A 13,280-nucleotide genomic window follows, 5' to 3' on the forward strand; every position below is an offset into this window, starting at 1 on the left:
ACCTCCTCAATCCCACTTCCTATCTACGAAGGCGAAATCATGTCCCACTCACGCATCACACGAATGAGCGCATTGGGCGCCGGCCTCATCAGCTCCGTGCTCCTGCTCTCCGGGTGTTCCGCTCCCGCGGAAGAAGCTGCGCCTGCGACGCAGGCTGACATCGGGGAATGCTCACCGGACGGCGTCACCATCACCGCTCAGTACGCCAACCAGGGCCAAGCCGCGGCTGAGCTCGGCAAGAAGTCGATGGAGGAGACGTACCCCGGCCTCACAGTTGACCTCAAGGCCGCTCCCGAGGGAACGAGCTATGACGAGCTCACTCAGCAGATCGTCGCAGATATCGCTGCGGGATCCCGCCCGGACGTCATCATGCTAGGGCTCGATCAACTCCGATTCTGGGTCGAGAAATACAGCCCTCGCGAAATCGACCGGTCCTCGCTAAGAGACACCTACATCGACGACTACCTGGATGTCGGCACGCTCAACGGGAAAACTTACGTCGCACCCTTCCAGATCTCTGTTCCTGTGCTTTATACGAACACGACGCTCACGGAATCTGCGGGCGTCTCCGAGCTCCCGACCACGCATTCTGAGGTGCTCGACGGCGCTCGGCAGGTCCAAGAGAAGACAGATGTGACGACGCCGATCCAGATTCCTCGCGACAACATTGCCTGGTGGTTCGTGCAGGCTTTCGTCGGCAGCGGCGGGGCCGAGTACGCAAACGAGGATGGCACCGCTGGCTTTGACAACGAGGAGGGTTACGAGGCGCTGAAGATCTACGAAACCATCGGTGCAGAGAAGCTTCAAGACCCTGTGAGCTGGCAGGACTCGATCTCAGTCTTCTCCCGTGGAGAAGCTGCCTACTTCTTCGGCACACCCGCCGTGGGGGCCACCGTGGACGCCGCCGTCGGCGACTCCTTCGAGTGGACCATTTCCGACATGCCGATCCCCGATGGCGGAAGTGCTGTGCTCCCCGCTGGGGGTAACGGGTGGATGACCCTGTCCGACGATGAGTGCCGCTCGGCATACGCCGGAGAGCTCATCGGCGCGATGTTGGACCCCACGGTCATCGTGGAGAGCTCGAAAGCAAACAGCTATATCCCTGTGGATGTCGCCGCGAAGACCGAGCTGCTGGAGCTGGCGGAAGCACAGGGACCGCTCGGATACGCATGGCGCTATGAGGGAGTTCCTGTTGCCGGAGGCGGTTGGCCCGGAGAGAGCCTCGCGCGCACGAATCAATACTTGCAGGACATGGTGCAGGGGATGATCGACCAGGCTCAGCCTTCCAAAGAGATCGTTCCCGAAACCGTCAGCCGCATCGACGCACTGTCGAACTAGCCAGGGAAGAAGCTCCGTCATGTCTGCTGAAGTATCCCTCCGGCATCTGTCTAAGCGTTTCGGCGACGTCACCGCCATCGGCGATATCCATCTGGACGTCGCCGCGGGCGAATCGCTTGTCGTCCTCGGCCCTTCCGGCTCGGGGAAGTCGACCCTCTTGAGGATCGTTGCGGGGCTCGATTCGCTGGACACCGGAGAAGTCGTCATCGGGGGCACACCGCAGCAAGACTTGCCTCCCCACAGAAGAGACGTCGCGATCGTCTTCCAACACTTCGCGCTTTATCCCCATCTCAGTGCGCTTGAGAACATCACGCTCGGCCTGCGACACGGCCTGCGCCTCACCCGCGAAGAGGCACGGGCGCGGGCAATCGACCTGGCGCGGCGCATGGGTATTGGAGAGCTGCTGTCCCGGAAGCCGCGACAGATGTCCGGCGGACAGCGTCAGCGTGTTGCACTCGCGCGGGCGCTCGCGCGCAACGCGCGCGTCGTTCTGCTCGACGAGCCGCTCTCGGGACTTGACGCCCAGCTCCACGTCGCGCTGCGCCAGGAAATCGCCGATCTGATGCGCGCGACCGGTGCGACGTCCATCCACGTCACCCATGATCAGAGCGACGCGATGGCGCTGGCCGATCGCATTGCTGTCATCCGCGCGGGTCGAATCGAGCAGATAGGTACTCCGGAAGAGATTTACCACGATCCCGCGACGTCATTCGTCGCTGGTTTCATCGGGTCGCCACCCATGAACCTCTTTGACGGAGAGCGCAGGGACGGGGGGTATCGCACCGTCTTCGGTGTGATCGCCTCACCGCCCGCCTCCCGCAGCGTCCTGGTCGGAGTGCGGCCGGAGCGTCTTCGCCTCCGAGAGGCCGCAGATTACCGAGCGACCGGCCTCGTCCATACGGTGATCTTCGAGGGAGAGACGCAGGTCCTTGAAATCACGGTGGATGGCGTCCCCGCCGCGGTTCGCACGGATCGCGGCGTCTCGGTTCATCGCGGCGAGTCCGTATCGATTGGCTTCAACGCATCGGACATTCTGCTGTTCGACGCCGAGACGGGTGCCCGATTGCCACGCGACGGTGCTCATGCCGAGTAGGGGCGGCGCCGTCCTGTGGGATCTCGATGGCACGCTCATCGACAGCGAGGCGAGCTGGGCGCACGCGTGCGCCCAGCTCTCGCGCGAGCTTGGAGCGCATCCCTGGGATCCTGAACCGGCAGAGATCTCGGGCATCTCCATTCCTGGTCTTGCGGATCTCCTCCGTGAGCGTGGAGCTCGTAGTGAACGCCGTGTGGTCGTGAAACTGCTGGCGGAACGAATGGAGGATCTCAATCGTCGCGACGGAGTCTTGTGGCGCCCGGGGGCGCTCGACCTGCTGGAGACCCTGCAGCGTGCGGGCGTTTGCCAAGGACTCGTCACGATGTCCCCCTCGCGCACCGCAGCCACCGTCCTCGAACAGCTACCTCACCCATACTTCGCCGACGTAACGACGGCAGATATGGTCACCCGTCCAAAACCCGACCCAGAGGCCTACCGGACAGCTCTCCGCAACTTACGCGTCTCTGGCTCGCAATCCGTGGCAATAGAAGACTCCACCGTTGGGGTGCAGAGCGCGCGAGGCGCGGGTCTCCGCGTGATCGCCGTACGGGGCTCCCAACCCGTCGAGGCACAGGATGGCATCCAGGTATGGGAGTCGTTCCGTCATCGCGGGATCGATGACGTGATCGCGGCGGGCTTGCGACTCTGAGGCGTCTCTGGATCGAAAGCAGTGCCAGTACCCCTGCGCGTTGCACTGGAAACAAGCTCGCGAAACCCATGAATCTAGAGATATCTCACCGGCCGCACTGACTCGACTAGTCCCCGGGGAGCGTCCTCTCGTCTTGCCCGCCCGCCAGCTGACGGTAGCTTCACGTACCCCGGTTCGTCTGGAGCGGGGTGGCGGAGGCGCTCGAACAGGGCATACCGTCCATCCACCAGACGCGATCTACGTCGCTATCGTCGGACCACTTGCGCATCCTCAGCGCGACGAAAGCTACATAGCTGATGTACAGCGGAAGGCAGATGAAGCTAACCAGGATGATCCATCCGTCCGGTATGCCCCAGCACTAAACGCTCCACTTCACCAGAAATATGAAGACTGGGAGTGGTGCCAAGAGTGCCGCAACGGCCAGCGCGGACCCCTTTGACACCAACCGCGCTTGCCTAGACGCCTCAGGTGTCGTCTCCATGCGGCGGCGGTAACACACCCCATGCGCGTAGGGGCAGTGGAACCGACCATCTAACCGGTTCGCGAAACCCATGGGTTATGCGACAGGGAGGTTACGAGACACATGCGCCCGGTCGGGGACTCACCGAGGACGGCGAGCAGATTCGAGGCGCGGCCGGTTCAGTACAGCATCCCCATCACCGCTCGTACCTCGTCGAGAGTGCTCTGTGCGATCGATTGGGCACGGGCGTTGCCCTCGCGGAGCGCCGTTGCAGCGTCGGCGTACGTGAGGGCAGCGCGGCGTGCTCGGTGTTCCCGCAAGAACTCGTTCACCGCCTCGATCGTGAACTCCTTCAACGCGCCCGCACCAGCACTTCCGATCTCGGCGGCGATGTCCTCCGGAGTTCGGCTGAGCACGATCGCCGCTGTTGAGAGAAGGCCAGCAACCTCGGGCCGGTTCTCGGGATCGTAGGCAATGGTGCGTTCAGAATCGGTGCGGGCACGTTTGATTACTGTTGCTGTTTCGTCCGCCGTCATACCTAGTGCGATCGCATTGCCGTAGCTTTTGGACATCTTGCGGCCGTCGAGTCCCGGCAGCTCGGGCACATCGGTGATGAGCGCGACTGGCTCTGGGAAGACCTCGCCATATCGGGCTCTTCACCGATGAGTGTGGGGTGAGCGCGACGCGCCGGGGCGTGGGGTAAGGGTGGAAAGGGTCGAGGCCCTCGAAGATCAGAGGACTCTTACCTCTCCTGATCGCAAGGACCTCGACGATGCCCGAGCCTACGTTGTGCTGCCGTGTGCGCGGCGGCTACTGCGACCGTTGCGACGTGCTCGTCGGACTACCCGGGCTGCATGTGATCGCTGTCGAGCAGCACGGTGACGACCGGTTGGTCGTGACGGTGGAGTCGGCTCCGGAGCCGATGGGATGCCGCTCCTGCGGGGTCATCGCCCGCGGCCACGGACGGGTGGAGGTGCGCCTGGTCGACGCGCCGGCGTTTGGCCGGCCGGTGCGGATCATCTGGCGCAAGCGCCGCTGGCTGTGCCTGGAGCCCGCGTGCGGGGCGGCTCGTTCGTGGAGCAGGACGACGCTGTCGCGACGCCTCGCGGGTTGTTGACGGCCCGGGCGTGCCGGTGGGCGATCGAGCAGATCCGCCGCGAGCACGCCAGCGTCAACGGGGTACGGCGCCAGCTCGGGACAGGGTGGCGGACCGTGTGGGAGTCGATCCGGCCGCTGCTGCAGGCCGCAGCCGACGACGTGTCGCGCTTCGAGGGGGTCGCGATCCTCGGGGTCGATGAACATGTGTGGCATCACGTCTCGACCAAGCCGATCGAGGACGGCGGACGCGGCCCGAAGGAGCTGACCGGGATGGTCGACCTGACCCGTGATGCGGGCGGGCGCACCAGGGCCCGGCTGCTCGACCTCGTCCCGGGTCGCTCCGGCGCCGTGTACAAGGACTGGCTCGACCAGCGCGGCCAGGCCTTCCGAGCCCGGGTCGAGGTGGCCACGCTGGACCCGTTCCACGGGTACAAGAACGCGATCGACGACCAGCTCGAGGACGCCGCTCGGTCCTGGACGCCTTCCACGTCGTCAAGCTCGCCACCGCCGTCGTCGACGACGTCCGCCGACGTGTCCAGCAGCAGATCCACGGCCACCGAGGCCGCAAGAACGACCCGCTGTACCGGATCCGCAACATCCTGCGCGCCGGCGCCGAGAACCTCACCGAGCGACAACGCGCCCGGCTCGAGGCGGCGTGGGCTGCCGACGAACGCCACCTCGAGGTCGAGGTCGCCTGGGTGTGCGCCCAGCAGGTCCGCTCCGCCTACCACCAGGCCACTCATGCTGCCGGGCGAGCGGTCGCCGAGAAGATCCTCGACACCTTCGCCTCATGCCCGATCCCCGAGGTCGCCCGCCTGGGCAAGACCCTGAACACCTGGCGCCGCGAGTTCCTCGGCTACTTCGACACCAACGGCGCCAACAACGGCGGCACCGAAGCCATCAACGGCCTCATTGAGCTCCACCGCCGCGTAGCCCGCGGCTTTCGCAACCGCGACAACTACCGCCTCCGCATGCTCCTCATCGGCGGCGGCCTCAACCTACGACCCCACACTCATCGGTGAAGAGCCCCATATCGTTCGTTGAATCGGCGCGCGATCGTTCGCGTGACCTCGACATGCGGAAGGTTGTCTTTCCCTACTGGCACGAGGTTGCCCTTGCAGAAAAGGATGTCCGCAGCCTGGTGGACCGGGTAGGTGAGAAGTAGCCCACTCAGCGCGCGGCCTGAGGCTGAAAGCTCAGCCTTGACCGTCGGGTTGCGATGCAACTCGGCCTCCGTGACCAGGCTCAGAAACGGGAGCAGAAGCTGATTGAGCGCCGGTACCGCTGAGTGAGTGAAGATCGTTGTCGATTGTGAATCCAGGCCCGCTGCTAAATAATCAAGGACCGCTCCGTAGACATTCTCACGAACGTTGCCCGCAGACTCTCGATCGGTGATGACCTGATAGTCAGCCAGGATGACGAAAGTCTCAACTCCGGCGATCTGCAGCCGCACTCGTTCTCTGATTGTCCCGAAGTAGTGACCGAGATGAAGCTGTCCAGTGGGTCGTTCGCCCGTAAGGACCCGATAATGCTCGGGGTGCGCCGAGATTGAGGCGCGCAACTCCGGCATGCGTTCGGCGGTGGCGGTGAATGAGTCCATGTCTGCTCCGATACTCAGGGAGCTACACGGACGTTAGTACCGCGAATTTCGCGGGCTGCCGTGCAGCCCGCGCGTGTGCGTTACGGCTGCTTGTGCAGCCACCACCAGGACGAAACGGCGAAACGCATGGAAAGAGCATAGCGTGACCCGCTTGTCGCCGCTAAGAACGCGGTTACCCCATGGCGAAGATGCCGCGCGCCCGATGTGCGCCACGGCCGATGTCTCATAACCCTAGGGATACGAGACGTCTCATCTGCCTGAGTGTTGAGGACTTCGGACACTGACATGGTTCGCGAGTTTCCCAGGCTCGGCGATTCTCACAACTATGTCTCACAAGTGATTGACAAGATACGAGTACACACCCATAGTTGCGAGACACCTGGAGAACCCTGAAATGGCAAAGCTGATCGGCTACGCACGAGTGTCCACCCGCCAGCAGTCGGCGGATCGCCAAGAAGTGGACCTTCTGGCTGCGGGCGTCCGCCGAGATGATCTGTACACCGATCACGGAGTCTCCGGTGCCCGCGCATCTCGCCCCCAATTCGATCGCGCGATCGAAGCAATCGAAACCGGCGACACCCTCGTCATCACCACACTGGATCGGTTGGGCCGATCGACACAGAACATGCTCGCCTTCGCAGACGAGCTCCACGCTCGAGGCGCAGGATTGCGCGTGCTGAACCTGGGAGGCGGCGACGTCGACACGTCCACGCCGATGGGGTCGATGCTGTTCACCGTCATGGCAGCACTCGCGCAGATGGAACACCAAATCAAGCGCGAGCGCATCGTTGACTCGATCAGCAAACGACGCATCGCCGGCAAGGATCTCGGCGGACGCCGACAGCGAGTCACGGACAGCCAGATCCGCAACGCCCTCCACCTCGTACAAAGCGGCCAGCCAACAGCACAGGTCGCCCGCGACCTCGGAATGTCCCGCGCAACCTTCTACCGCCGGTCAAGAGCACTCACCGATTAGCACTCGACCGCAAAGTGTCGGTTTGTGCACACCAGTACAGATCGGGCGTTGTCCACAGTCCCCAGCACAATGCCCGGATTACTAGGGCCAGCTGTGCCGACGACTTCGGACAATGACACATCTGGTCGTCGACGTCGACGAGGCTGCCGAAAACGATCGTTATCGCCTGCCTGTACAAGTACGTGGCGATGTCTCCACGTTCAATCGTTCAGCACGTCAAGACCCTCGGCCTCTAGCTCGAACCGGAGTTGGACTCGACCCGACCAATAGGGAGAAAGCTCCTTGAGACGAGTCTGCGCGTGACGGGAGTCAGACGCCGTGGGCGGCGAGGAACTGGCTGACGTTCGCATGACGGAAGGCACCCAAGTTCTCCCGGATCTTGTCGTGATCCCAGTCCCACCACGCCAGCGCGATGAGGCGTTCCGCGATGTCGTCAGGCTGTCGACGGCGAATTACGGTCGCGGGTACGCCTGCAACGATGGCGTAGGGAGGCACGTCCTTGGTCACGACAGCACCTGCCGCGACGACTGCCCCGTCGCCGACGATGACCCCAGGCTTGATCTGAGCTCCGTGGCCGATCCACGTGTCGTTGCCGATCACGGTCCGACGCGCGGCGCGGGCCGAGAAAACTTCGTCATCATCATCAGCGTCGCCCCAATACTTACTGCTCCGGTAGAGGAAATGGTGCAAAGACGCACGGTCGAGCGGGTGGTCGACCGCACCCACCCTCACGAAGCTCGCGATGTTCGAGAAGCGACCGACAGTCGTGTTCGCGAGATCGGCGTAGCGGTCGCAGTAGCTGTAGTCACCCAGTTCGCTCGCTGATACGCGCGACCCCTCTCCGACCTCGGTGTACCTGCCGATCACGCTGTCGGTGATGACGGCTCCGCCGTGCACGATCCCTTGTGGCGGCAGGGGGTTTCCGTGGCCGGCGGCAAGGTCCCCACCCAGGTGCTCCGCCGCCGGCCCTTCCACGAGACACTCAATCGTGAGGGCAAGGAGATCTCCGCCCTCCGTGATGGTGCCGTGGTTCTCGATGACGGCGTCTTCCGCCCAGTGCGGGGCAGGGTCGGCGCGTCGAAGGCGTTGCTCGATGTCATCTCCCGCTTCTCTCCCGCGCTCGCGAAGCCGAGAGGCTCTCACCTCATCGCTCACGGTTATCCGGATGACTACGAGCGATCTGTATCTTTTCTTCAAGGCCCCGAGGACGGAGCGCGATACGTTCACCACCACTGAGCGTCCGGCGCTCAGGTGCTCGTCGATCTCCGTGGTGAGCCCGTAGCGCAGTCCGTGCGCTGCCCACTCGACCGCGAACTGCCCTCGCGCCGAGAGCACATCGAAGTCCGTGTCAGACAGCGGAAGGTGGTCCTCACCAGCGCCCGGTGGGCGGGTGATGCAACGGCGGGGATAGACGAGGTCTGCGCGTGCGCGCGCACGAGCTCGGGCGATCAGCGAGTCTTTGCCTGAACCGCTCGCACCGATGATGGCGACGAACGTGCCAGCGATCATGTCGGCCCCGGTCATGCGACGCGTACACCTTCGCGATAGACACTGCGCACGACCGGCACGGACGCTCCACCGTCGAAGCGGTGGTCTCGAACGCGGATGACGTCGGCGCGGGTGCCGGCCTCGATGCGCCCTCGGTCGTCGAGGCCGATGGCTGCTGCAGCGTTTCCACTGAAGAGCATCGCGCCCTGGGAGAGCGTGATCGAGCCGGCCGCTACGAGCTTGAACACTGCCTGCAGCGGACTGAACGGAACGTAGTCGGACGAGAGGATGTGCAGCAGCCCGCGTTTCAGCAGTTCCGCTGCCGCGACATTGCCGGACTGGCTCCCGCCGCGAACGATGTTGGGGGCGCCCATGACCGTGAGCATGCCGTGTTCCAGGGACGCTTCGGCTGCCGCGACGGTCGTCGGGAACTCCGCGATCTTCACACCGAACGCCGCCGACTCTTCCACCTGCTCGCGTGTCGAGTCGTCGTGGGCGGCGAGTGTGATTCCGCGCACCGCAGCGATCCCAGCAGCGTTTTTGCGATTCCGGTAGGAGTGCAGCGCGGCCTGCTCGATCATGCCGGCGATGTAGGCGTCAATCTCCCCCTCGCCGACGATCCCCTTGCCGAGGTAATACTTGCGGAACTCTGCCACGTCCTCGAACTGCCGCTGCCCCGGGGTGTGATCCATCAGCGAGATGACCCGAACGTCCTTGTGCGATGCGAACTCCTCGACGCGATCCGAGCAGTCTTCCGCTGAGACCTCGCAGCGCAGGTGGATCGCATGGTCGGCCCGGAGCAGTCCTGCGCTGCTGGCCGTGGTGATTGCGTTCGCGAGCTCTCGGGCGGTGCGGGCGAGAGATTCACGGTTGGAGGGCTCGGAACCGAGTCGGATCGCATCCAGGACGGTGGTGGTGCCGGCTGCGGTCATCTGGGCGTCGTGGGCGAGCAGGGCGGGGAGTGCTTCCCAGTGGACCCCCGGACGGGGCCGGAGGTGATGTTCGACGTGGTCGGTGTGCAGTTCGACACCACCAGGCATGAGGATGTCGCCTTCGAGGTCGATACCTCGCTCGGATGGGCCTGCGCTGATGTCGGCGATGCGTCCGTCGCGGACGAGGAGCGATCCGTGAAGAACCTCTCGCTCAAGCACGATGCGCGCGTTGGTGAAGACGAGATCGGTGGTCATCGGAGGCCTTCCAGGGGGTGGATGGAGTGAAGAAGGAATGGTGCGCCCGGTTTGGGTTCATGCACTACAGCGAGGGCGTCGAGTTGGACATCAGCGCCGAGCCAGTCCGCGAACCAGGTCTCGAGCACCGCCCGCGGCAGGTCATGAGCATCAAGGGCAATGCCGTCGGTGAGGGTGAAGTGAAACCGGAATTCGTCGAGAACATAGGGGTAGCCGAAGTCGACAAGCAGCGAGCGCTGACGCAGCGTCAGGGTCTCGGGTCGCCGCCGCGCGATCTCCTCAGGCGTCGTCGAGGCGCGCACGTGGTCGACCTCACGAACGACACGCGAAGCGAGTGCGTTGAGTGCGGGCGAGGGCGTTCCGGGTACGAGGGCCAGGAACCGCCCGATCCGGTCGACGGTCAGCGCCGGGATAGTCACCGGTCGGGCGGTAACCGCCAGCTCGGCAACTGCGTCGTTGAGAGCCTCGACAGCCCTTCCTGGCGCGAGTCGGAACGGGGCTTTCAGCGTCGCGTGGAACCCGTAGCGCCGCGGCTCCGTAGTGATCGAGTCGGCCGCCTCCCGGGCCAAGTGAGGCGAATGGAATTCCGAGATCGGAGAATCGTCGATGCTGCGGCCAAGCCATCCTTCGGCGTGTGATCTCAGCGCGATATCTCGTGGCGCGGCGTCACCGAGCCCGGGTATCGCGTACACCGCGTAGCGTTCGGTCATGCTGCTGCCGCTGCGGGGATGAAGTTCTCGACGGGGACGACGTGGTCTGCGACCGCGTCGCGGACTTCGGCGTCGTGGAAGATTCCGAGGATGGCGGTTCCCACCCCGAGCTTCTCGGCGATGAGCTCGACGACCACACGACGGTTGCGTGCGTCGAGCGAGGCTGTCGGCTCGTCCAGCAGCAGCATCGGCAGGTCGGCGATGAAGCCGCGGGCGATGTTCACGCGCTGCTGCTCTCCGCCGGAGAATGTGGCCGGCGGCAAGGTCCACAGACGGGTCGGGATGCCGAGGCGCCCAAGCAGGTCGCCTGCACGCTCGAGCGCCTCCTCGGCGCCGGTTCCGCGTTCGATGAGAGGCTCGGCAACCACCTCGAGCGCGGGAACTCGGGGAACACATCGGAGGAACTGGCTGACGTATCCCATCGCGTCACGCCGTGCGGCGAGGACCTCGCGAGGATCGGCCGTCGCGATGTCGAGGTCGGTCGACGCCGCACGGAGCCGAATGGCCCCGGCGTTCACGGCGTAGTTGCCGTAGACCATCTTCAGGATGGAGCTCTTCCCCGCTCCGGAGGCGCCGCCGAGAACAACGCAGTCGCCCGCGTGGACGTCGAAGCTCAGCCCGCGCAGGACCGCGAGCTCCTGGCCTCCTTGCAGGTGCATGGTGAAGGTCTTATCTAGATCGGAGACGGAGAGAACGGGAGGGGCGGTGTTCATGGTCATCCTTGCAGGATCGAGGAAACGAGCAGTTGCGTGTAGGGAGCCTGCGGATCGTCCAGCACCCGGTCGGTGAGTCCCGACTCGATTACGCGCCCGTCCTTCATCACCACGGTGCGGTGTGAGATCAGTCGCGCCACGGCGAGGTCGTGCGTCACGATGATGATGGAGAGTCCGAGTTCACTCACCAGCGAGCGGATGAGGTCGAGCAGGCGGGCCTGCACGGAGACATCCAGTCCGCTGGTGGGCTCGTCCATGAAGACCAGCCTCGGCGAGACGACAAGGTTGCGGGCGATCTGGAGCCGCTGCCTCATGCCACCGGAGAACGCGGCGGGCGGATCGTCGATCCGGTCGCGGGGGATCTCGACCCGTTCCAGCCAGTTCGAGGCCTCGCCACGAATCTGACGGTAGTTCCGCCACCCGTTCGCCATCAACGGCTCGCCGACGTTGCCGCCGGCGCTGACGTGCATCCGCAGTCCGTCGGCGGCGTTCTGGTGCACGAATCCCCACTCGCTGCGCCACAGTCGACGCACCCCGCTCTCGGAGAGCTGGCCGAGGTCGGTTACGTCCCGGTCTGCGCGGCGGTAGCGGATGCTGCCTTCGCTGGCTTCGAGCCGCTGCGACAGCGTGTTGAGGAGCGTCGACTTCCCGCTTCCCGATTCACCGACGATGGCGAGGACCTCACCGGGCCACAGGTCGAAGTCGACGCCGCGGCAGCCGAAGCGGTCGCCGTAGCGATGGCCGAGGTCTCGGACCTCGAGGAGGGGGCCCTGCAGGCTCATGCGGATACCTCGTGCTCGTGAGTGAGTGCGCTGACGCGCTCGCAGTGGTCGCTGTCGGAGCAGGCAAACATTGCCCCGCCGGCGTCGTCGGTGATGATCTGGTCCAGGTAAACACCGGTCGATCCGCAGATCGCGCACGGCTGCTCGAATCGCTGTGGTTCGAACGGGAAGTCTTCGAAGCCGAGGCTCTCCACGTCGGTGAAAGGCGGGATGGCGTAGATCCGCTTCTCCCGGCCGGCCCCATACAGGTGGAGCGCCGCGCTCTGGTGGAGCTTCGGGTTGTCGAAGCTCGGTGTCGGCGACGGCGCCATGAGGTAGCGACCGTTCACCATGACCGGGTAGTCATACGTCTTCGCGATATGGCCGTACTTCGCGATGTCCTCGTAGAGCTTCACGTACATCAGGCCGTACTCGTTCAGCGCGTGCATTCGGCGAGTCTCCGTCTCACGCGCTTCGAGGAAGCGGAGCGGCTCAGGAATGGGTACCTGGTAGATCATGATCTGCCCTTCGACGAGGGGCGTCTCCGGGATCCGATGGCGGGTCTGGATGACGGTCGCCTCGTCGGTTCGTGTAGTAGTAGCTACGCCCGTCACCGTGTTGAAGAAGGCGCGGATGGAGACGGCGTTCGTGGTGTCGTCCGCCCCCTGGTCAATGACCTTCAACACATCGTCAGAGCCGATGATCGCCGCGGTTAGTTGGACGCCGCCAGTGCCCCACCCGCGTGGGAGAGGAACTTCACGGGACGCGAACGGGACCTGGAATCCGGGGATCGCCACAGCTTTCAGTAGCACCCGTCGGATCATCCGTTTCGTCTGCTCGTCCAGGTAGCCGACGTTGTACTCGATGTCGTCCGCGCTCATGCGGGGGTCTCCTGACCGGTCTCGGTGTCGGCGCCGTGTTCACGACGCAGTTGCGTGATGAGGTGCAGCTCCGCTTGGAAGTCGACGTAGTGCGGCAGCTTGAGGTGCTCGACGAAACCCGCGGCCTGCACGTTGTCGGCGTGACTCAGCACGAACTCTTCGTCCTGAGCGGGGGCGACGACCCGTTCCGTGAACTCGTCCGCGCGCAGTGAGCGGTCGACGAGGGACATGGCCATGGCCTTGCGCTCTCCGCGCCCGAACACGAGTCCGTATCCGCGGGTGAACTGCGCGGGGGTGTCGGCGTTGCCGGTGAACTGGTTGATCAT

Annotated in this window: 12 protein-coding genes and 2 pseudogenes; 5 read left to right on the forward strand and 9 right to left on the reverse strand. The window is 64.5% G+C overall.

Annotation, left to right across the window (positions count from 1 at the left end):
- Window positions 1–39 precede the first annotated feature (39 nt).
- Genes ACQBJO_RS14585 through ACQBJO_RS14595 form a run of 3 tightly spaced genes read left to right on the forward strand, consistent with a single transcriptional unit; the run spans window position 40 to window position 3,080 of the window.
- Entirely contained in the window at window positions 40–1,338 is a 1,299-nt protein-coding gene (locus tag ACQBJO_RS14585) for an ABC transporter substrate-binding protein (RefSeq protein ID WP_217987208.1), read from the forward strand.
- A gap of 19 nt (window positions 1,339–1,357) precedes the next feature.
- Window positions 1,358–2,431 carry an ABC transporter ATP-binding protein gene (locus ACQBJO_RS14590; protein WP_069388519.1) on the forward strand — a complete coding sequence of 358 codons (1,074 nt, stop codon included), beginning with the start codon at window positions 1,358–1,360 and terminating at the stop codon, window positions 2,429–2,431.
- Entirely contained in the window at window positions 2,394–3,080 is a 687-nt protein-coding gene (locus tag ACQBJO_RS14595; RefSeq protein WP_390466914.1) for an HAD family hydrolase, read from the forward strand. The genes ACQBJO_RS14590 and ACQBJO_RS14595 overlap by 38 nt, the downstream gene beginning before the upstream one ends.
- A gap of 639 nt (window positions 3,081–3,719) precedes the next feature.
- Here the strand turns inward: ACQBJO_RS14595 and ACQBJO_RS14600 are convergent.
- On the reverse strand, window positions 3,720–4,145 hold the full coding sequence (locus ACQBJO_RS14600; protein WP_430407115.1) for a hypothetical protein: 426 nt from the start codon (window positions 4,143–4,145) through the stop codon (window positions 3,720–3,722).
- Window positions 4,146–4,312: 167 nt separating this feature from the next.
- On the opposite strand from ACQBJO_RS14600, the pseudogene ACQBJO_RS14605 reads away from it, so the two are divergent.
- Window positions 4,313–5,660, forward strand: a pseudogene (locus tag ACQBJO_RS14605) (ISL3 family transposase).
- 5 nt (window positions 5,661–5,665) lie between these two features.
- On the opposite strand, the pseudogene ACQBJO_RS14610 reads toward ACQBJO_RS14605, so the two are convergent.
- Window positions 5,666–6,238, reverse strand: a pseudogene (locus ACQBJO_RS14610) (tryptophan--tRNA ligase); the annotation flags it as partial.
- 394 nt (window positions 6,239–6,632) lie between these two features.
- Between ACQBJO_RS14610 and ACQBJO_RS14615 the strand changes: the two are divergent.
- A complete protein-coding gene (locus tag ACQBJO_RS14615; RefSeq protein ID WP_330194025.1) occupies window positions 6,633–7,214 on the forward strand; it encodes a recombinase family protein in 582 nt (193 codons plus the stop codon).
- Window positions 7,215–7,523: 309 nt separating this feature from the next.
- Here the strand turns inward: ACQBJO_RS14615 and phnN are convergent, their stop codons facing one another.
- From phnN to ACQBJO_RS14650, 7 genes are read right to left on the reverse strand one after another with little or no spacing between them, the layout of a single operon-like run.
- Window positions 7,524–8,738, reverse strand: coding sequence for a phosphonate metabolism protein/1,5-bisphosphokinase (PRPP-forming) PhnN (gene phnN, locus ACQBJO_RS14620; RefSeq protein WP_329864283.1), 1,215 nt, complete (start codon window positions 8,736–8,738; stop codon window positions 7,524–7,526).
- Window positions 8,735–9,889, reverse strand: coding sequence for an alpha-D-ribose 1-methylphosphonate 5-triphosphate diphosphatase (locus ACQBJO_RS14625; RefSeq protein WP_421009279.1), 1,155 nt, complete (start codon window positions 9,887–9,889; stop codon window positions 8,735–8,737). The genes phnN and ACQBJO_RS14625 overlap by 4 nt, the downstream gene beginning before the upstream one ends.
- Window positions 9,886–10,599: a DUF1045 domain-containing protein gene (locus ACQBJO_RS14630; RefSeq protein ID WP_329864234.1), complete on the reverse strand. Its 714-nt coding sequence runs from the start codon at window positions 10,597–10,599 to the stop codon at window positions 9,886–9,888. Before ACQBJO_RS14630 ends, ACQBJO_RS14625 begins: the two co-directional genes overlap by 4 nt.
- Window positions 10,596–11,318, reverse strand: coding sequence for a phosphonate C-P lyase system protein PhnL (gene phnL, locus ACQBJO_RS14635; protein ID WP_421009280.1), 723 nt, complete (start codon window positions 11,316–11,318; stop codon window positions 10,596–10,598). Before phnL ends, ACQBJO_RS14630 begins: the two co-directional genes overlap by 4 nt.
- The gene (phnK, locus tag ACQBJO_RS14640) at window positions 11,315–12,094 is read right to left on the reverse strand and encodes a phosphonate C-P lyase system protein PhnK (RefSeq protein WP_329864236.1); all 780 of its coding nucleotides are present in this window, start codon (window positions 12,092–12,094) and stop codon (window positions 11,315–11,317) included. Before phnK ends, phnL begins: the two co-directional genes overlap by 4 nt.
- Window positions 12,091–12,954: an alpha-D-ribose 1-methylphosphonate 5-phosphate C-P-lyase PhnJ gene (locus ACQBJO_RS14645; RefSeq protein WP_329864237.1), complete on the reverse strand. Its 864-nt coding sequence runs from the start codon at window positions 12,952–12,954 to the stop codon at window positions 12,091–12,093. Before ACQBJO_RS14645 ends, phnK begins: the two co-directional genes overlap by 4 nt.
- Window positions 12,951–13,280 carry a carbon-phosphorus lyase complex subunit PhnI gene (locus ACQBJO_RS14650; RefSeq protein WP_430407116.1) on the reverse strand — a complete coding sequence of 110 codons (330 nt, stop codon included), beginning with the start codon at window positions 13,278–13,280 and terminating at the stop codon, window positions 12,951–12,953. Before ACQBJO_RS14650 ends, ACQBJO_RS14645 begins: the two co-directional genes overlap by 4 nt.

Origin of the sequence: Janibacter zhangyanbonis (assembly GCF_050507325.1) — a bacterium.
In the GTDB taxonomy this organism is placed as follows: domain Bacteria; phylum Actinomycetota; class Actinomycetes; order Actinomycetales; family Dermatophilaceae; genus Janibacter.

What these genes read in the sequence shown, in the direction of transcription:
- ACQBJO_RS14585 (WP_217987208.1), top strand. Translation starts at nt 40, where the DNA reads ATGTCCCACTCACGCATCACACGAATGAGCGCATTGGGCGCCGGCCTC.
- ACQBJO_RS14590 (WP_069388519.1), top strand. Translation starts at nt 1,358, where the DNA reads ATGTCTGCTGAAGTATCCCTCCGGCATCTGTCTAAGCGTTTCGGCGAC.
- ACQBJO_RS14615 (WP_330194025.1), top strand. Translation starts at nt 6,633, where the DNA reads ATGGCAAAGCTGATCGGCTACGCACGAGTGTCCACCCGCCAGCAGTCG.
- phnN (WP_329864283.1), bottom strand. Translation starts at nt 8,738, where the DNA reads ATGACCGGGGCCGACATGATCGCTGGCACGTTCGTCGCCATCATCGGT.
- ACQBJO_RS14625 (WP_421009279.1), bottom strand. Translation starts at nt 9,889, where the DNA reads ATGACCACCGATCTCGTCTTCACCAACGCGCGCATCGTGCTTGAGCGA.
- ACQBJO_RS14630 (WP_329864234.1), bottom strand. Translation starts at nt 10,599, where the DNA reads ATGACCGAACGCTACGCGGTGTACGCGATACCCGGGCTCGGTGACGCC.
- phnL (WP_421009280.1), bottom strand. Translation starts at nt 11,318, where the DNA reads ATGACCATGAACACCGCCCCTCCCGTTCTCTCCGTCTCCGATCTAGAT.
- phnK (WP_329864236.1), bottom strand. Translation starts at nt 12,094, where the DNA reads ATGAGCCTGCAGGGCCCCCTCCTCGAGGTCCGAGACCTCGGCCATCGC.
- ACQBJO_RS14645 (WP_329864237.1), bottom strand. Translation starts at nt 12,954, where the DNA reads ATGAGCGCGGACGACATCGAGTACAACGTCGGCTACCTGGACGAGCAG.
- ACQBJO_RS14650 (WP_430407116.1), bottom strand. Translation starts at nt 13,280, where the DNA reads ATGATCAACCAGTTCACCGGCAACGCCGACACCCCCGCGCAGTTCACC.